The sequence below is a fragment of the Streptomyces sp. NPDC021096 genome, from assembly GCF_040641275.1.
Taxonomy (GTDB): domain Bacteria; phylum Actinomycetota; class Actinomycetes; order Streptomycetales; family Streptomycetaceae; genus Streptomyces.
Window position 1 is genome coordinate 454,518 of sequence record NZ_JBFADG010000002.1, and the last position, 17,611, is coordinate 472,128.

At 71.3% G+C, this 17,611-nt stretch carries 13 protein-coding genes; 2 read left to right on the forward strand and 11 right to left on the reverse strand.

Features of this window, described 5'->3' with window-relative positions; all coding sequences use genetic code 11:
* Nucleotides 1-20: 20 nt before the first annotated feature.
* The 5 genes from AB0G59_RS05715 to AB0G59_RS05735 form a co-directional block, all read right to left on the reverse strand.
* Entirely contained in the window at nt 21-452 is a 432-nt protein-coding gene (locus AB0G59_RS05715) for a phage tail protein (RefSeq protein WP_360908364.1), read from the reverse strand.
* Between the two features lie 2,347 nt (nt 453-2,799).
* Complete coding sequence (locus AB0G59_RS05720; RefSeq protein ID WP_177338616.1) at nt 2,800-2,958, reverse strand: DUF6760 family protein; 159 nt, start codon at nt 2,956-2,958, stop codon at nt 2,800-2,802.
* A complete protein-coding gene (locus tag AB0G59_RS05725) occupies nt 2,955-3,350 on the reverse strand; it encodes a hypothetical protein (protein ID WP_104531817.1) in 396 nt (131 codons plus the stop codon). The genes AB0G59_RS05720 and AB0G59_RS05725 overlap by 4 nt, the downstream gene beginning before the upstream one ends.
* A 108-nt stretch (nt 3,351-3,458) precedes the next feature.
* Nucleotides 3,459-5,003 carry a hypothetical protein gene (locus AB0G59_RS05730; RefSeq protein ID WP_360908367.1) on the reverse strand — a complete coding sequence of 515 codons (1,545 nt, stop codon included), beginning with the start codon at nt 5,001-5,003 and terminating at the stop codon, nt 3,459-3,461.
* Between the two features lie 51 nt (nt 5,004-5,054).
* On the reverse strand, nt 5,055-6,329 hold the full coding sequence (locus AB0G59_RS05735) for a hypothetical protein (RefSeq protein ID WP_360908369.1): 1,275 nt from the start codon (nt 6,327-6,329) through the stop codon (nt 5,055-5,057).
* Between the two features lie 557 nt (nt 6,330-6,886).
* Here AB0G59_RS05735 and AB0G59_RS05740 point away from each other — a divergent pair.
* Nucleotides 6,887-8,785, forward strand: coding sequence for a DUF4157 domain-containing protein (locus AB0G59_RS05740; RefSeq protein ID WP_360908371.1), 1,899 nt, complete (start codon nt 6,887-6,889; stop codon nt 8,783-8,785).
* 10 nt (nt 8,786-8,795) lie between these two features.
* On the opposite strand, the gene AB0G59_RS05745 is transcribed toward AB0G59_RS05740, so the two are convergent.
* Nucleotides 8,796-10,187, reverse strand: a complete 1,392-nt coding sequence (locus tag AB0G59_RS05745; protein ID WP_360908373.1) for a PE-PGRS family protein — start codon at nt 10,185-10,187, stop codon at nt 8,796-8,798.
* A gap of 195 nt (nt 10,188-10,382) precedes the next feature.
* The gene (locus AB0G59_RS05750) at nt 10,383-10,514 is read right to left on the reverse strand and encodes a hypothetical protein (RefSeq protein ID WP_360908375.1); all 132 of its coding nucleotides are present in this window, start codon (nt 10,512-10,514) and stop codon (nt 10,383-10,385) included.
* Between the two features lie 124 nt (nt 10,515-10,638).
* Between AB0G59_RS05750 and AB0G59_RS05755 the strand changes: the two genes are divergently transcribed.
* Nucleotides 10,639-12,444 (forward strand): DUF4157 domain-containing protein, encoded by a 1,806-nt coding sequence (locus tag AB0G59_RS05755; RefSeq protein WP_360908377.1) that lies wholly within the window; start codon nt 10,639-10,641, stop codon nt 12,442-12,444.
* 51 nt (nt 12,445-12,495) lie between these two features.
* On the opposite strand, the gene AB0G59_RS05760 is transcribed toward AB0G59_RS05755, so the two are convergent.
* From AB0G59_RS05760 to AB0G59_RS05775, 4 genes are all read right to left on the reverse strand, one after another.
* On the reverse strand, nt 12,496-13,812 hold the full coding sequence (locus AB0G59_RS05760; protein ID WP_360908379.1) for a VWA-like domain-containing protein: 1,317 nt from the start codon (nt 13,810-13,812) through the stop codon (nt 12,496-12,498).
* The gene (locus tag AB0G59_RS05765) at nt 13,809-15,068 is read right to left on the reverse strand and encodes a MoxR family ATPase (protein WP_360908381.1); all 1,260 of its coding nucleotides are present in this window, start codon (nt 15,066-15,068) and stop codon (nt 13,809-13,811) included. The genes AB0G59_RS05760 and AB0G59_RS05765 overlap by 4 nt, the downstream gene beginning before the upstream one ends.
* Before the next feature lie 81 nt (nt 15,069-15,149).
* Nucleotides 15,150-16,550, reverse strand: coding sequence for a hypothetical protein (locus tag AB0G59_RS05770; protein WP_360908383.1), 1,401 nt, complete (start codon nt 16,548-16,550; stop codon nt 15,150-15,152).
* Nucleotides 16,551-16,763: 213 nt separating this feature from the next.
* Complete coding sequence (locus tag AB0G59_RS05775; protein ID WP_360908385.1) at nt 16,764-17,441, reverse strand: DUF6585 family protein; 678 nt, start codon at nt 17,439-17,441, stop codon at nt 16,764-16,766.
* Between the last annotated feature and the right edge of the window lie 170 nt (nt 17,442-17,611).

Here is a 17,611-nt window from a genome sequence, read left to right on the forward strand (position 1 = left end):
GGTTCGGATGTTTGGACGGGTCAGACGGTGATGCCCAGGAAGCCGTTGTGGGTGATCTCCAAGGTCTCCCGGGCCGGCTGCGACTGGTCCACGTCGAACGTCGGCCCGCTCCAGCGCACCGGCAGCACGCCGTCGAGGAGCCACCGCACCAGCGGCTGCCGGTCCGGGCCGAGGGCGACGAGCTGCCCCGGCAGCCGCACCGGTTCGATCACCTGCGCCCGCATCCAGGCCCAGACGAGCACGGTCTCCTGCGTCAGCGGCCTGCTGAGTACGACGTTCGTGTAGCGCAGCCGCGTCGGCAGCTGCCACACGTGCCCGTTCGTCCCGCCCTCGACGCGCTCCTCGACGTCCATGGCGCAGCCGAGCCCGTCACAGGATGTGAAGGAGCCGAGGGCGTGCATGCCTATGGAGAGCTGGAAGTGGGAACTGACGGCGAAGGGCTGGTCCGGCATGTGCGAGCACTCCGTGGGGTCGGGCGGTGCGGCTGCTTCGGGGGGGCGACGCTTGGGGCGTCTGCGGGGAGTCAGCGGGGTGGGTAGGTACCCCAGGGGCTGTCTTCCGCCGGCGACGGTCGAGCCGGCGGCGACTGCGACTGCCACCGCGTCGCCGCCCGGCGCGTCCGCCGAGAGAACCCGAGGGCCGGAACCACGGCCTCGGCCAGGAGCCCGGCGTGCCGCCGGACGACCTCCTGGGCGACCTCCCGGGCGATGGCCGCGGTGTCCGGTGGGGTCGGGATTCGCGCAGTCTGCGGGGCCGGGGTGGTGGCCGGGGTGACGGTGAACGAGGGAGCGGCGGTGGACGGTTCGCCGGCCGCTGCGCCGGGCGGCCGTCCGCTCCCGGCGAGGGGCGGGGTGACGAACGGCATGGCCGTGCCGGGTACGTGGGGGAGCGGCTCCCCGACGCCGAGTCGGTGCCGGGGGCCGGCCGGGGGGAGGGCGCCGGCGGTGGGGAGGGCGCCGGCGGTGGGGAGGGCGTCTCCATCCCGCCCCTTCCCCGAACCGGGGCTCCGCCCCGGGCCCCACGGAGGGTGGGGCCCGGGCGCTTCGCCGGGGGCCTGCCGGCCGCTGAGATGCTCCGGGGCTCCCGGCGGCGCCGTGATGGGGAACGCGTCGTGGTCCTGCCGGTCCGGGGGGCGCCCGGAACCGTGCGGAGGCGTCGCTCGGGCCTCGCTGTGGCCGCCCTGAGGCTCGGCATGGCCGGGACTTCTTGGGAAGCCGGGATCGGGGATGTCGCCTTGTCCCGGTCGGCCTTGGTGATGTCCCGGGCCTTTTGACGGGCCGGGGTCGTCTGATGCGGCTCGGTCCGGTTGGCGCCGGCGGTGCTCGGGGTTCCGAGGAAGGCCGAAGCTGGGGGCTTCGCCCTGGCTGGGCCGGCCCTGATGGCCCCACGGGCCCCTTGATGTGCCGACGCCGTCGGCCGCGTCCTGGTCGGATCGGTGCTGGCGGTGCCTGCGGCTCCAAGGAAGACGGAGACCGGGGGGCCCGCCTTGGCCCGGTCGGTCCAGGTGGTGTCCCAGGGCCTCTGGCGGGCGGGGATCGCCGGTGCCGCCCCGGTTCGGTTGGTCCTGGCGGTGGCGGGAGGGCCTTGGGATGTTGGGTTCTTCGCCTTGGCCCGGTCGGGGGCGGTGCTGTCCGGGGTCCTTTGAGGGGCCGGGGTTGGCTGTTGCGACTCGGCCGGGTTGGTCCTGGCGGTGGCGGGGGGTCCATTGGGTGTTGGGTTCTTCGCCCTGGCTCGGTCGGGCGCGGTGCTGTTCCGGGCCCTTTGCTGCCGGGCCGGGGCCGGGGCCGGGGCTGGGGCTGGGGCTGGGGCCGTCCGCTCCGCCTCCGTCCCGGGAGGACGGGCCGTGACGGTGCCCAAGGCTCCATGGCAGATCGGAGCCGGAAGTCCCGCCCGGTTCACCTCGGTCCCCGTCGCGTCCCGGCTCTCCGAGTGAGCCCACGCTGTGAGCTTGGTGGTGGCCGAGGTCGTCCCGGTCGCGACCCGGGTGCCTGAGCGGCCCGGGCCCGGAGACCTCGCCCGGGCCTCGCGGGCCCTCGGCGCGTACCGAACCGTCCCGGGGGCCGGTGACGAACGGCTCGCTCCGGACCCCACCGTCCGCGTCGCGCCCAGGGCTCACAGGACGGCCGGGCCGTCGGGCGGCCTTGCGTCGGCCGCGCTCCGGGCTCCCCGAGGCACCGGCTTCGTGGGGTTCGCCCCGGGCCCGTCGGCCCCGGCGACGCCCTGGGCCGCCGGCGGGCCCGGGCGCGCCGGGCTCGGGACGTCCCGCACCCTCCGAGGCGCCGGGCCGGTCGTCGGGCTCGCTCCGGGCTCGCCGGTCCGTACGGCTTCCCTGCGAGGGCAGGCGAGGGTCCCCAACGACCCCGCCCTCGTACTGGGTGCCCACCTCGTACTCGTCGGACCGTCGGGCGACGTGCCTCGCGGCCGCCGGGGGAACGGGGGCGAAGCCCCCGGTTTCGGGAAGGGTCGGGGTCAGTGGAGCGCCACGGTCGGCCGGCGCCAGCGCCAACGGCACCCCGCGCGGCAGCAGCCGGCCGTCGGCCGTGACGAGCGGCGCCGGGCGCCAGGCCGCGAGGTCCTGCCGGAAACCGACGAGCCCACAGGGGAGCGGCACCGGCGTCCGTAACAACCCGACGGGCGCGACCACGCGCCAGTCCGCACGCGGCGGAGACCCGGGCGGAGCCCCCGCCGCCGGCGAGGCCGGGGCCGGGGCGGGCGCCGGGTCCGTACGCCGTCCCCGCCGCCACCGTCCCGGCCTGAAAGGGCTCAAAGGGTTCAACCCCTTCACCACGCCCACCACGCTCACCGCCCCTCACTAATAGAGGAGTTGATCCGCGCGATCTCACGCACCCACGCGCGCCGCTCCGCGTGCGGCAGGGTGAGGATGTCCTCGTACGCCCAGTGGAAGTGATAGGCGATGTAGGCGCTCTCCTCACGGAGCCGGCGCTCCGGGTGCGTCATGCTTCCCCCAGGCGGCCGCCCGAGGCCGGTCCGGGCAGGGCGAAGCTGGTCCCGCAGGAGGGACAGGCGACGGCGCCGTGGCCAGAGTCCAGGCCGTTGATGCGCCGGTAGAGGTCCTGGAGATGGGCGAGATCCCTGGCGAAGAGCTGCTCCACCACGCCCGCGTGGATGTCGCTCACGGTCCCCAGCCGCGTGATGACGAGGCTGAGGAGGACGACCCCCAGATAGGCGGGGTTCTCCCGGACCCGCTGGTCGATCAGGGGAGACAACTCGTCGCGGGCCGTGGCGAGCCGCATGGCGCCCTGGCGGTGCACGGTGCCCGCGGCGTCCACATAGCCGTGGGGGAGTTCGAAGTCGTACTCGGTGCGCAGCGGTGAATCGTTATCGGGCATGGTGGGGGCGCGTTCCTCCGTCTGTACCGAGAGATACGGGCACATGGCCGCCGGAGCCCGGATCCCGCCCCGGGGCGGGATCCGGGCAGGCCGATCAGTACGCGGCCGTCACTGGATGTTCTGGTCGAGCAGCAGACTCACCGGGGTCTTCGCCACCCAGACCCGTACGGCGAACACATCGGCCTTGTCGCCGGCCGTCAGGACAGGAGACATGGCCGAACCGTCGGCCTCGCTGGTCACCTTCGCCGTGTCCACTCCGCCGGGGAAGGTCGCCGCTCCCTCGTCACGGATCTTGAAGGTGACCTCGGCGCCCGGCACGGGGATACCGTTCTCGTCCTCCACGACGACCTTCATCGGTTCGTCGAAGGACTTCCCCGGGGATACGGTCTGCCCGGCACCCGAGACATAGCGGACGTGGTGCGCGGCACCCACCGGCGGGGTGACGGTCAGCCGGGAGAAGGAGGCGACGGCCTCGGTCTCCGCCCAGCGTGCGGTGACGACGCAGGGGCCTTCCTTGAGCGCCTTGAGCAGCGAGCTGGGCGCCACCCCATCGGCCTCGGTGTGCCTGATCTCGACAGGCTCGCCGTTCTCGAAGACCGCCGACCCGGCCTCCACACGGAACTCGATCCTCTGCCCTCCGACCGGCGTGCCGTCGAGCTGCGTGGCCTTGACCACGAGGGGTTCGGCGAAGCGCTGGCCGGCCACGGCCGACTGCCCGTCCCCCGACTCCACGGCGAGCCGGTACCGGGACACCCGCTGCAGGGCCTTCTCCCCGGACAGGGCGACCCACAGCTGACTGTCCCCGGAGACGGTGACCCCCGAAGGCCGGTTGCCTTCGCCCATGGGAATCGTGGCCGCCCTGGTCTGCCCCGGAAGGACATACCCGATGGCGTTGCCCTCCGTGCCGGCGAACCACAGTGTCCCGTCCGCCGTCGCGGTCAGGCGGTGGGCCGGGAACTGGGTCTCGACGCGGTGCACCATGCCGCCCTGGGCGGTGTACTTGAAGAGCACGTTGTCGGGAGTGGCCGCCCACACGGCGTCGCCCGTCGGCGTGACGGCGATGTCCCGGGCCTCCGCGCCGATGCTGATCGGCTGGGAGAACTCACCGGTACGCACGTCATAGGTGGCCAGCGACCTGCCGCCCGGGGAGCTGATCCACAGGAGCGCCGGGTCCTGTTGTGCGGCCGCGACCGCGTACAGGCCCGCCGGGTACCCCCGTGAGTAGGAGATGGCGCCCCCGGGCGCGACGAAGGCGAGCATCTTCCAGTCGGTCAGCGCCGCGACGAGGCACGCGTGTCCACCGGGGCCCTGTGCGAGGGCCAGGGACCGGCATTCCATCCGGCCGCTCAGTGGGTACGTCCGGTAGAGGCCGTTGAGACCGCAGTTGACGAAGGCGCCGTCCTCCTGCCCGGTGATGAAGGTCCACACGCCGTGGCCCGGCCAGGCGACGATGGAGGACGCGTTGCCGGTGACACCCGAGCCCGGGGTGAAGAGACTGCTGCTCCACGGGCTGCGGGGTTCGAAGACGCCGATGATGCCTTCGGCGGTCACGAACCAGACGTTCTGGTCGTCGCCGTTCCACGTCAGGTCGACGGCGGTGGCGTTGATGGGGTACTTGCCGGGGTCGCCGGCTGGCGGCGCTGCGGACGGCATGCGGTGTTCCCTCCGTACGGGTGAAAGGGCCGGATGAGGTGCTGCGTCGCGCTAGGCCGGGGTGATCTCCAGCGTGGTGGCGGCGTGCGGCTCACTGGAGCCGAGCCCGACACTCAGGACCGCCGTTTCCTCGACGTCCCCGGCGACCACGTCGGGGAGAACGACCTGGCCACGCTGATCGGTGAGCAACACGCGTTCCTGGGCTCCGTCGTCGAACCTCGCTCCCTGCGCTTCGACGCGGCAAGTCAGCGGAATACCCGGAATCGGCCTGCCGTTGGCCACGTACTCCGCGACCAGCGGGCGCTCGACGACATCCTTCATCTGGACCTGCGTGGCCCCGTGCGACACCACCTGGGTCCGGCCGCTGAGCGTGGCCGCGCCGAACGGGGGCGGAAGAGGGATGTAGCAGCCCAGGGTCTTCCGCGTGGGATTCGTGTACCAGAGCTCTCCGTTCCTGCCGACACAGAGCCCCTTCGCCCCGCCGCCCTGCGGTAGGGGCTCCACTGGAGCCGGACCCGACAGGTGGGCGTCGAATTCGTGCAGGCCTGCACTGGAGGCCACCCACACCTGGCCCTCTTTGCCGAATGCCAACTGCTCCGGAGCCGCAGTACCCAGCTCCTGGCTCTTGACCTCCATCTCGCTGAGAGAGATGCGGATCACCATGTTCGGGTTCTTCGTGGTCAGCCACACCGCTTCGGTGTCCGCGATGATGTAGCAGGGCTTGTGCTCCGGCCCGCGGAGCACCTCGACCCGCTCCCAGGCCACCTGACCGGGGAGACGGCGGTACAGGCCGTTCTCCGAACTGGGGGGAGTGCCGAACCCCTTCTGGCCGGTGGCCCAGTAGGTGTGAGTCCTGCCGTCCGGGGCCGTCGTGACCGCCACGTCCCACAGCCAGGTGTCCTGGGCGACGGGCAGCCGGGTGATCTGCCCGTCCGCGGAGGGAATGGCGATGATCCCGATGTATTTGTTCTCGGGTTCGGCGAACAGGAGGCTGTACGTGTTGTTCGGCTTGTCTGTGGTGCCGGTGTTGGTTGTCCTGAGCTTGATGCTCTCCGCTTTGGCGTCCGCCTCCAGAGGGAAGATGCGGGTCGGGAAGGTCCCCACGGTCTCCATGGAGACGATGGGGTCCTGGCGTACCGGAGCCGCGAACCAGATCCTCTGCTGATCCGGTCCCGGGTCCTTCATCACGCCCGCGGTGAGCTCGGGGATGCCGGCATGACTGATCGCCGTCTGGCTCCCGGGGACCCCGTTCTGGCCCGGATGGACGCGGAACACCCTCTTGTTGCTGGTGGTCACCCACACGTATCCGAAGTTGCCGACTGCCACCGAATGCGGTGTCGAGGCCGTAGATCCACTTCCGATGGGAACTTCATGGATGCTGGCGACATCCGGCACAACGATCCCCTCCAGCTTTTTGTTTGACGCGTGAAACATCAAGAAGGCGCGCGACAGTAGGCACCCGAATGGGGCCGCAAACCGATGATTCACGCGGGGACGACGTCCGACCGGTCGAGAGTATGCCGCCAGCACTCGCCGCCGCACCCGGGCGAACCGGCCACCATGGGGGTGAGGCCCCGGGCTTCCGGACGGTGTGGATCCGGTACCGGGGTCTGCATGACATTTCAGCTGCAAACAGGGGTATCCGGTGTAGGTCATTCCGGGTGAGTCCCCTTACCGCTGACGCTGCCTGACTGAATGTCAAGAGGGCCGACACGCCACTGATATGACCGAGTGGCATGGCCGGAATTCCTTCAAGAACCGTTTCCGCGCACGGGAATATCAGCCCGGTGGCGAGAAACGACCTTACGGGCGTGAGACGGCCCGTCCTTGACGCTGCTCAACGTCACGGGCCACGGTGTGGTGGTCTCGTCTTGAGGAGGAGCATGCGCGCTCGGGATCCATTATCGGATCGGTCGCAGCGTCCGGCGCGGAAACCGCCCCGGTCCGTACAGGCCGGGCCCGCGTCGGCCGTGGTGCTCCCGGGGAGAGCCTCATTGCTCCTGGCCCTCCAGCGTGCGGCCGGAAACGGCGCGGTCCTCAGGATCCTGCAAGCGGGCGGGGTGCCCCGCGAGCAGTCCGCCGTGCCCGAGGTGCTGCGCAGCGGCGGCCGTCCGCTCGACGCCACCACCCGGAGCGACATGGAAGCCCGGCTCGGTGCCGATCTGTCCGACGTACGCGTCCATACCGACGCCACCGCCCAGCGCTCGGCCAGGGAAATCGGCGCGCGCGCCTACACCGCCGGCAATCATGTCGTCATCGGACGCGACGGAGCGGACAAGGCCACCTTGGCGCACGAACTCACGCACGTCATCCAGCAGCGCAGGGGATCGGTGGCGGGTACCGACACCGGTCATGGCTTCGCGGTGAGCGACCCGGACGACCGCTTCGAACGGGAGGCCGAGGCCAACGCGTCACGGGTCATGAGCGCGTCGGTGGGAGCGACGGATCAGCGGCCTCTCGGCACAGTGCCCGCACCGCCGGCGAGCACTCCGGTCGTGCAGCGCGCGATGCACCTGGCGAATTACGACGAGCGGATCTACCAGGACTCGCACAACCCGGGCGCCGAGTACGCCTTCGTGAAGAAGTCCGACGGCAAGCTGCTCTTCGCGGAGTACGGCGGCGTCGACAGGCTGACGGCCGCACTTGGCGCCATCGGCTTCGCCGGCGACGTCCGGTCGAGCGCCCTCGACGATTTCATCAAGGGCGCCTACCGGGAGAAGGGCCCCGAATGGCGCCGCCTCTGGCACGAGCTCGGCGGCCTCTTCCACTACGACAGCGTCGCCAAGACCACCAGTCCTGTCGACGAAGAAGCCCTGGGCCGCGCCACGCCCGGCCTCGTCGCCGCGATCATCAGGCACGGTCCGCAAATCTGGAACACCTCGGGCGGCTCGCGTGTGCCGCGGGCGGAAGGGTATCTGTACGGCCTGGACCTGTCCGGCGACCAGGCCCTGCACGTGCTCGGCATCGACGAGGACACGGCCGGTCATTTCGACGGCGTGCGATACGAGAGTCTCGGCGAGCGCCAGTACGAACAACGGCACGCGCTTTTCGGAAACAACGAAAACGGTGCCAACTTCTTCGAGTACGAAGGCCGCTTCCCGGGAGACCGCACGCGGCTCATGTACGTCTCCACGGCCGGCACGGTCCGCTCCGCCTCGCACCGCATTCGCATCGCCAACCGACGGTTCGGCGACGCCGAGTTCTTCGATCCCGGCATGGATGGGGAAACGCAGCGCGCACTGCACAGCGAGTACGCCCGGCTGACCGCCCCCCGCTCGGACAGCGGCTGGGTGCCGGGCACGGAGCTGACCGCCGTGGACCGCGGAGCCGGCCAGGACAGCGCGATGAACGCTTGGAACGCTCTGGGCGTGGTGGCCTACGCCAAGCGCTTCCTGAGCGCTCCGTACGATCTGGAGCAGAACTGGGAATGGCTGCACGTGCAGGGTGCGCGGATCGGCGGGTCGACCGACGCGACCAACCTGGTGGCCGGTACCTACGTCACCAACTCCGCGATGATCCCCTACGAGGACATGATCGCCAAGTGGGCCAGAACGGACGCCCGGCACTTCTGGGCCCGGTTCGAAGTCACCCCCGGCGGGACCCTGTTCCCGGACAGGATCAGGCTTTCCATCAAGGCCGACGGCCACCGGGACCTGGGCACGCTCCCTGAGCTGGTCCTGGCGGAGTTCGATCCGCTCCACGGCAGGATCGTCGACCGCCTCGCCGGCGAGATCACGAAGCGCAACGTCGACGCCACCCGCGGGCTGCACGAGCCCGGCTGAGGACAAGACCTCATTCGTCCCGGCGGCGGCCGGTCAGCTCCGAGTAGAGCGCACGCCGTGCGACGGGATCGGTCTCGGCCGCGGCCAGCCGTTGTGCCCAGCCCTGCTTCAGCTCCTCGAGGAACCGCATCCAGCCGCCGCCCGTAGGAGTCCGGAACTCGCCGAGGTTGACGTAGCGCTGGTTCACGGCCAGCTTCCCCTCGCCGATCTTGTCCTTCTTGTGCCCGTAGAAGCTGGACTCCGGGTTGGCGGTGGCCTCGGTGGAGCGCCACGTGTGCTGGTACCCGACCGGGCTGGGGCCACCCGGTGACGTGGTCTCGATTCCCACCTGCAGGGCACCGTCGCGGTTGCGGCGCGGCGGGGTGAAACCGAGGAACATGTGGCCGTGCCCGCCGTCCGGGAGGACCACGTCGCCGTTGAAGTCGCGGCTGCCCAGGCCACCGGCGGCCAGATCCAGGCCGTAGAGCCGTACCCGCTCGAACTTCTTGCCGGGCTGCACCACGTTCTTCAGCGATGCGAACGTGCCGCCCTGCTCCTCGAACTTCCCCGCGACACCGCACTTGTTCTCACCGATCTTCATGTGGTGGGTGCCGAAGGCGCGTCGCTCCGCGGGGTTCACATCATGCCCGCCGTCGCGGGTCAGCCCGAGCCAGTCGGTGAGCGCGAAGGCGGAATCCCTGACCTCCAGCTGCGGGATCCGGATGTTGACCCGTCCACCGTGGGCCAGCGCCCGGGCGACGTCTCCTTCCCGGAAGTCGATGTGATCCGCGCCCTCCTTGTACACCTTCAAGCCGTTCTGCAGGATCAGGAACACGCGGGTCAGGATGGTCCGGGCCCGTGTGTCCTTCCGCCACGCGTCCGGGTCGTTCGTGACGGGGGCGGCGCGGGGATCCAGCGTGTCGACGAAGGCCCCGTGGATCTGCCGGTCGCGTTCTTCTTCGGCGCTCCTGTGCTCGTCATCGGACAGGCTGCCGCCGCGCAGGGCCAGGTGGCGGCCGAGGGTGTACGCGGGGCTGGTGGGCGTGGGCCGGTCCTCTTCCGGCCGGCGCCTCGTCCACTCCAGGGTGGCGATGAGCAGGCGCTGACCGGGCTGCAGTTGCAGCCAGCCGCGGTAGTCCCCCTTCTCGGTGTACTTCTCGGCGTCCTCGTAGCGGCCGATGCCGACGTCGTCGAGCCACTCCGGGGACCGGGAGAGGAGCTGGATGTCCCGGAGCTCGTCGGCGCTGAACACCGGACCCTCGGTGAGCCGCCGGGTCAGGGCGTCCCTGACATGGCTGGTGCCGGTCTGCCGGGTGCCGCTGTCCCGTCCGGTGAGCAGTTCGCCGAGGCGAACCCTCGCGGCGCGTTGCTCGACGACCAGAGCCACGGCTTGGTTGCCGACGGCGGTCTGCAGACCGGTCAAGCCGGCGGCCGGCGGCGTCGATGGCCTTGTCACGGTCCGGTGAGCGGAGCCGGTGAGCGTCGCTGAACCCGTCCGATGGCTTTCGTCGAGGTGTTGCCCCCTGTACGAGCGCATCCGCCCGCCCCTCCGCGGTCGATGAAGCCCCCGCCAAAAGGTCCAATTTACCCGGAGACGGAGGGTGTTCCCAGGGTGCGGTCACGTCGCGAAGGGCCCATGCGCGATGGCAAGCCACCAGTGGTTGACCTTCTCGGTCGCCATCCAGTAGGACTGCATGAGGTAGTCGCCGACCAGATGCGGGAAGAGGCCCTCGTTGCGCGACCACGACAAGATTTCCCCGGCCCGCACCACGAGCGGGCGAACCCCCGCCCGCAAGCCTGAGGCCGAAGTACGCACCCGGGCCGCTGGCCTCCTCGCTCTTCAAAGTACGGCCGGAAACACCGCCGTTGTACAGATGCTCCGCCAGGCCGGGCACCCCTGGGCCCAAGAGCAGCACCAGCACGGTGCCGACTGCGGCCACCAGGTCCAGCGTTCTGCCGTCCACGACGTTCTGCGCGCCGGCGGGCGGCCTTTGGACGATGCCGTCCGTACCGACATGGAGGCCCGTCTCGGCGCGGACTTCTCCGACGTCCGGATCCACACCGACGCCGCCGCGAAGGCCTCCGCAGCCGAAATCGGCGCTCGCGCTTACACCAACGGCAACCACATCGTCATCGGCGACGGCGGCAGCGACAAACACACCCTCGCCCATGAACTCACCCACGTCATCCAGCAACGCCAAGGCCCCGTCGCCGGCAGCGACAATGGGGCGGGCCTCAAGGTCAGCGACCCGTCCGACCGGTTCGAACGCGCGGCCGAGGCCAACGCCACCCGCGCCATGAGCCTCGGCCCCATCCCGGCGGGCCCGGTCCAACGGCCGGTGGAGCGCTCAGCGCCGCGATCCGCGTCGAGGGCATTGACGGCGGGGCCGCTGGCCGTACAGCGGGCGGGGCAGATCACCCCCCTCAACGCATCCGCGCGGGCCGGCGCCTTCGGACAGGGCGAAGCCGAACCCGGAGGCGTGGGGACGGTCGCGCTCGTGCCGGCCGTGCTCAGCGACAACCTGGACCTTTTCGCGATCGCCGACAAGTACAACACGGGATTCACCGGGGGGACGGCGCCCGTGGACCGTTTCGCCCTGGTGATCGGGGTGAACTGTTGGCTCCAGCAGGGGCAGAACGCGGCTGCCAAGGAGACCTTGCTCACGAACAAGATCAACGACTTCATGAGCCGCTGGGACAACAACCGGTTCCGGGTCGAGGTCGTCGGATTCACCTGGGCCGACCACAGGGTTTCGTCCACCGCGAACATCAACCAGGCCACCATTCCCTACGGCGAGATCAGGGACCGGATCCTGCGCCACCCCGTGGTGAACGAACTGGTCCGGGGACTGACGGATCGCGGCAGCGACCACGTCTATCTGCACACCGGCGACTCCGACACCCAGTCCTTCGACACCAAGGAGGGACCGCTGTTCTCGGCAGCCGCCAAGGTCCTGGAAACCGGGGAGATGGACCTGTTCAGCGGCGGCTACACGGCCTCCGAGGGCACCAAGCACACCGACGAAGGCGTCCTGATCTGGCACGCCAATCAGGTGGACCTCGCCGTTCGGGACGCCATGGCCGAGGTGAATCCGGGCTCCGTCTACTACCCCGAGCCGAACACCTTCGTGAAGGTGAAGACAGACTGGGACATGGACCAGCTGGAGGACGGCATCTCCTTCGGGACCGGCAAGCTGGAGGGCGAGCAGCTGGTGAACTCGCTGCGCTCCAAGCGTGACAACGTGAAAGAGGGCTTCGACTCCCGGTACGCGATCTCCACCGACATGGACCGGGTCGGCACGAACGTCGGGGGACACAGCAAGGGCCAGGCCGTCACCGAGGACACACTCAAGAAGCTCTTCGACCTCGCACAGAGCCATGCCAGGAAGCAGGAGTGGCAGGACCGCGTCGCCACGGCGTACGGACTGGACCCTGACGTGAAGCTGGCCCTGGCCGAACTCGTCTACGCGAAAGTGACCGACCTGAGCGTGCTCCGGAGTCTGGCCGCCAAGGAAGTGACCGCCGACAGCCCCATCGACACGAAGGGCCTCAAGGACAGGATCAGCAAGAACCAGAAGCTGGCGGGCCTGGATGGCCAGGTGGTGGAGATGGCAGTCCGGAGCAGGAACAGGCTGCTGTACGCCTTCACCCGCGCCTATAAGGAACTGTCCGGCTACTGAACCGTTGCTCGCTGACCCCCGCCCCCTGAGGTCGAACGGACAGGGCGCCTTCTAGGAGCCGATGTCGACCACCCGCGCCCACGCGGGCGGCGCGTCCGGCTCGTATTCAGGGTCGTCCTCGTTCCAGGACGATCTCCCCCGGCGCCGGGGGAACAGGCCCACCACCGTCCGGCACGCCGGTCGAGTGCTCGGCCAGGGCGTCTGCCCGTCCGTCAGGACCACGACGACATCCGGACGGGGCCCGGCCTTGAGCGCCCTCGAGAAGCCCGCCCGCAGATCCGTTCCTCCGCCGCCCACCAGCGGTATCCCCTCGGCGCGGCACAGCGGGTGCGCGATCCGGGCCGCCGCGTCGCACGGCACCACGGTGACCAGGTCGCGACGGCCGCCCACGGCACGGGAGATCGCGGCGACCTCCAGGAGCGCGCTGCCCAGTTCGGCGTCGCTGACCGAGCCGGAGGTGTCGATGACCACGGACACCCGGGGCGGCCTGCGCCGCAGGCTCGGCAGGACGGCGCCGGGCACCCCGGCGGACCGCCGCGACGGCCGACCGTAGGTGTAGTCCTCGCCCGCGCCAGAGCCGGAGACCGCCGAGCGGACGGCCGCCCCCAGCAACTCCCGCCACGGCTGCGGCGGGTGGAACGCCTTCTCCGCCCACCGCCGCCACCCTTCCGGGGCGTTCCCCGGACGGCCGGTGATGCCTTGGGCCACCCGGAACCGCACCGCATCCCGTTCCTGCTCGCTGAGGCCGTGCGCGCCGTCCGGCCCCAGCTCCCACTCCCGTTCCACTCCGTCGGCGCCGCTGCCGCAGTCCAGCCAGGCCGCGTCCCCCATGCGCGGCCCGAGGCGGAACTGGCGCAGGTAGTCCTCCATGAGCTCCCCTTCGGGCAGCCCCAACGACGCCGGGTCGACGGCGCCTTCGGGCCGGACCAGCCCGTCGCCGAACACGTCGTCGTTGATCTCGCAGTCCGCGGCGATGTTCATCCGCAGCCGCTCGCCCGGGCCGGTCAGCCCGCGCTCGCGCGCGACGCGGTCACTGCGCCCGTGATGGTCGCGCAGCAGGTGCGACACCTCGTGCACCCACACCCCGGCCAGTTCCTCCACCGGCGTCCGGTCGACGAACACGGGGGAGACGTAGCACCGCCAGTACCGGTCCACGGCCATCGTCGGCACCCGCCGCGACTCGACGGTGTGCAGGGCGAACAGGGCCGTCGCCAGGTAGGGCCGGACCCGGGCGGCGTGCAGCCGGGCGGCGAAGAGCTTGTCGAGGTCGAGTGCCTGCGGTTCGTCCGGTACGGCCCGCGGCTGGGGTGCGGCCCGCGGCTTGGGTACGCCCGTCGTCCCCGTCGCCCTCTGCGCGTCCCGCGTCATCGCCGTACCTTCGCGGCGGCCGCTGCCCGGGCCGTCGCCTGCTCCGCCGCGCGGTCCGCCCGCCGGGACAGGGCCACCGCTCCCGCGAGCCCCTCGATCGTGGCCGGGACGTCCCAGTCCTCGCGCCGCAGCGTGGCGAGGGTGGTCGCGGGGACGACCACCAGGTCCGGTGCCCCGGTCTGCACCGCCCGGACCAGCAGCTCCCACGCCGCGTCCCAGCGGGCCTTGTCCGGACGGCTGCGGACCGCCTCCACCACACCGTCGAGCACGGCCTGACGCAGATCGCCCCGCTCGGGCAGAACGGCACCAGCCGGGTCGGCGAGCAGCACTTCGGGATCCGGCAGGTCCAACCGGTCCAGGCTCGCCAGCAGCTCCAGCCCGGGACCGTCTCCCACCGTGCCCCTGACCAGCAAGGACAGTACCTCCCGGGAGGAACCGGCCGCCGTAGCGAAGGCGATCAGACACAGGGCCATCTCCCAGCTGCGGGGTGACGGCCAGGCGCCGCCCCGGCGCGTCTCACTGCTGGGCAGTTGGTGCACGAGCTTGGGGCGGGCGGCGAGGAGCCCGCACACCGCGCGGCGGGCGAAGTCCACGGCCTCCGGCAACTTCTCCGGGGCGAGCCGCGGCAGCGTCGCCCGGGGCCAGGTCCCGCCGAGGCCGCGTACGACGACCTCGTGGTCGTGCGTCCACTGGAGGTGGACGAACCGGTTGGCCAGCGGCGGGCTCAGCTCCCAGCCGTCGGCGGCCGAGCCCCGCGGATTGGCGGCGGCCACGATCCGGACGCCGGGCGGCAGTCGCAGGGCACCGATCCGCCGCTCGAGTACGAGCCGGAGCAGGGCGGCCTGCACGGCCGGCGGCGCGGTGGACAGCTCGTCGAGGAACAACAGCCCCCGGCCCGCCCGTACCAGGCGCACCGCCCAGTCCGGCGGGGCCATCGGCACGCCCTGCTCGGCGGGATCGTCCCCGATGACGGGCAGGCCCGAGAAGTCGGACGGTTCGTGGACGCTGGCGATCACCGTGGTCAGCGGAAGGTCCAGGGACTCGGCGAGCTGCGTCAGGGCCGCGGTCTTGCCGATCCCCGGCTCACCCCACAGGAGGACGGGCAGGTCGGCGGCCACGGCCAGGGTCAGGGCCTCCAGTTGGTTGTCGGGGCGCGGCTCGGTGGTCGCGTCGCGGAGCAGGACCAGCAGCTCGCCGGCGACGTCGAGTTGGGAGGCGGGGGCGTCGGGGGCAGCGAATGGGGCGCAAGTGGACATGTTTGATCACCTATGGGTTCGTGGTGAGCCGAATGAGGGCAAGTAAGGGCAGGGGGGGGGAGGCCCCGCGCCGGTGACGAGTCAGTGAGAGGTGTGTGAGCGCCGGCCGCGGGAACGGCGACGACGGCCTTCGGGGCGGACGCGGCCGGGCCCGGGCCCGGGTCCGATCAGACCCGCCCGGTACAGCCCGTACGTGATCCGCCGCAGCGCGGCCGTCTCGAGTTCGTCCCGCAGCGCCCCGGCGCGCAGCAGCGCGTCGGGGCCCAGCAGGCCCTCGACGACGGCCAGCGCACCGGCCGTGTCTCCGTGGTCCAGACGTTCGCGGACGCCGGCGAGGCAGTCCGGACGGCGGTGCGCCTCGTCGATCGCCCGCAGGCAGGGAAGCGGGGTGCCGGTCAGGGCGACCAGCAACTCCTCCCGGCGGATCTCGGCCGGGTCATGGTCGAGTGGGACCAGTACCCCGTCGACCAGACCGATCCGGTGCCGGGCTCCCCGGCACTCCACGAGGCGCGGCTGTCCGGGCCCGTCAGGAGTGCGGGGCGGACCGGCCGGTGAGTGGTCCGGTGCCAGCGCCGAGGCGACCAACGGATGCAGCCGGTCGACGTCGATCGCGCCGGTGCGGAGCAGCTCCAGGTCGGGCAGCACCCAGGTCGCCGCGTCGGGCAGGACGGGCAGCGCGGACACGTCGCCGGCCGTGTCCGCCACCGCGATCCGCAGTACGGGCGGCGCGGCGCCGTGCCCGTCCCCGGCCGCGGTCAGGTCCAGGACCAGCCGGTGCCGGGATGCGAGCCGTACGGTCACGGCACCGGCGGACTGCCCCTCGGCGCGGAGCAGGATCCCCGCCTCGGCCGCCCACCGGTCGGCGGCACAGCGGTAACCATGGGGCACGGCCCCCGACTCGAGCACCGGCCTACCCTCCCCCGGTGGTTCGCCGGCCCCGGCCCGTACCCGCAGCTCACCCGTCCTGCGCGCGTCCCACAGGTGGCGGTGCAGGTCGAGGCGGAACCGCCGGTCGGGGTGGGGATGCGGGTGATGGCGTGCGGCCGGCTCGGCGTGCGAACCGTCCCACAGCGCGAGGCTGATCCGCTGGCCGGCGTCCGCCCAGGCAGGCGGCGTCCGGACCACGAGGTGCACAGGACTCGCGCCGTCACGCTCCGCGGCGTCGTACGTGGCCAGCGCGATGGTCAGTCCCGGGCGTAGCAGCCCGTCGGGAGCGACTCTCGGCATGTGCCAGCGCAGCAGGTCGGGCGCCAGATGGCGGAGGTCGGCCCGGACCCGGGCCGCGAGATCCCGGCCATGGGTACGTGCCACGGAACGGAGGTCGAGGTCGACATCGATGGCTGCGGCGGCACACGCCCCCGCCCAGTCGCCGGTGTGGCGGCGGGCGGTCGCAGTCTCGATCATGGACGGCGGCACGGCGAACTCGCGCACGCGCAGCCAGAAGGAAAGGCGGGGATCCCCTGTCGCGGTCTGAGTGAGCATCAGCACTCACCTTGCGCGGACGGGGCCCCCATTCTGTTACCAGAAGGAGTAATCATCGCGGTGATCGTAGCGCGCCGCCCCGCGATCCCACCAGGTGTTTTCGCCGGAGCGGCGGCCGCCCCCGAAGCGCACGGCATCGGGCCGCCGGTCCCCTGTCCCCATCCGAAGGTCTCTTCGGCGACGCAGGTGGCGCAGCCCTCACCGATTGCTGCGTCAGCCCTTCAGTCGATCCGCCAGCGCGATGAGCAGATACAGGTTCGCGACCTTGGGGACGGCGCAGGACAGCACACCGCGATTGCGGGCGTTGTTGAAGTACAGGCTCCCATGCAGGACCTGAGTGGCGGCGACCTCCGTCCAGCCCACGGACTTCCCCTTGATCGACACGCTGTTCCGGTCGAAGGAGACAGAGCCATACGTCAACGTCTCACCTCGCTGCAGCCGTTCGAGCGCGGCGTTCCCCTGGGTGCGCAGCACGCCCTTCTGGATCTCCGGGCCCCACTGGCCCTCGTACACGATGAAGGGGCCGCGCGTGTGCGAGGTCACTCCCAGGCCGGGGAGCTCGCGCTTGAAGCTGCCGTTGCCGCCGCGCCCGACCGACAGCGCGGCCCCGTCCGGGCCGACCAGCATGTACGTGGCGTCCTGGATCGCGCCGTTGAGGGTGGCCAGGTGCTGGTACACGCTGGTCGTCTCCCAGCGGTACACCCACTCCCCGCCGCCGGGGTCGGTGACGACCAGGCCCTCTTCGTAGAGGTGGAGCCGGGCTTCGCCCCACCGCTTGCCCATGAGCCCCTTCCTGTCCCCGGCCCCCATCCGCCAGCGTCCCAGCCGTGCCTGCTCCGCCAGAGCCGCCACCCGGCCGTCAGGTGCGGGTATCGGTTCGCGGTCAGCCATGTGTGCCCCCGTAATGAGATGTCCGCCAGATACGACGCAATCTAAGGCGTGCCTCTCTGATGGGCCGAGCAGTTGATCGGATGTGTCTGCCCGGTCGGTGACCAGGGCCCGACCAGGCTGCACTCCACCTCGCCGCCATCCTCATCTGTCCCCGCAGATGGCCAAAGTGG

Bases quoted from the DNA above. Each gene is read 5' to 3' on its own strand.
- AB0G59_RS05715 (WP_360908364.1), bottom strand. From the start codon at position 452: ATGCCGGACCAGCCCTTCGCCGTCAGTTCCCACTTCCAGCTCTCCATA.
- AB0G59_RS05720 (WP_177338616.1), bottom strand. From the start codon at position 2,958: ATGACGCACCCGGAGCGCCGGCTCCGTGAGGAGAGCGCCTACATCGCC.
- AB0G59_RS05725 (WP_104531817.1), bottom strand. From the start codon at position 3,350: ATGCCCGATAACGATTCACCGCTGCGCACCGAGTACGACTTCGAACTC.
- AB0G59_RS05730 (WP_360908367.1), bottom strand. From the start codon at position 5,003: ATGCCGTCCGCAGCGCCGCCAGCCGGCGACCCCGGCAAGTACCCCATC.
- AB0G59_RS05740 (WP_360908371.1), top strand. From the start codon at position 6,887: ATGCGCGCTCGGGATCCATTATCGGATCGGTCGCAGCGTCCGGCGCGG.
- AB0G59_RS05755 (WP_360908377.1), top strand. From the start codon at position 10,639: ATGCTCCGCCAGGCCGGGCACCCCTGGGCCCAAGAGCAGCACCAGCAC.
- AB0G59_RS05760 (WP_360908379.1), bottom strand. From the start codon at position 13,812: ATGACGCGGGACGCGCAGAGGGCGACGGGGACGACGGGCGTACCCAAG.
- AB0G59_RS05765 (WP_360908381.1), bottom strand. From the start codon at position 15,068: ATGTCCACTTGCGCCCCATTCGCTGCCCCCGACGCCCCCGCCTCCCAA.
- AB0G59_RS05770 (WP_360908383.1), bottom strand. From the start codon at position 16,550: ATGCTCACTCAGACCGCGACAGGGGATCCCCGCCTTTCCTTCTGGCTG.
- AB0G59_RS05775 (WP_360908385.1), bottom strand. From the start codon at position 17,441: ATGGCTGACCGCGAACCGATACCCGCACCTGACGGCCGGGTGGCGGCT.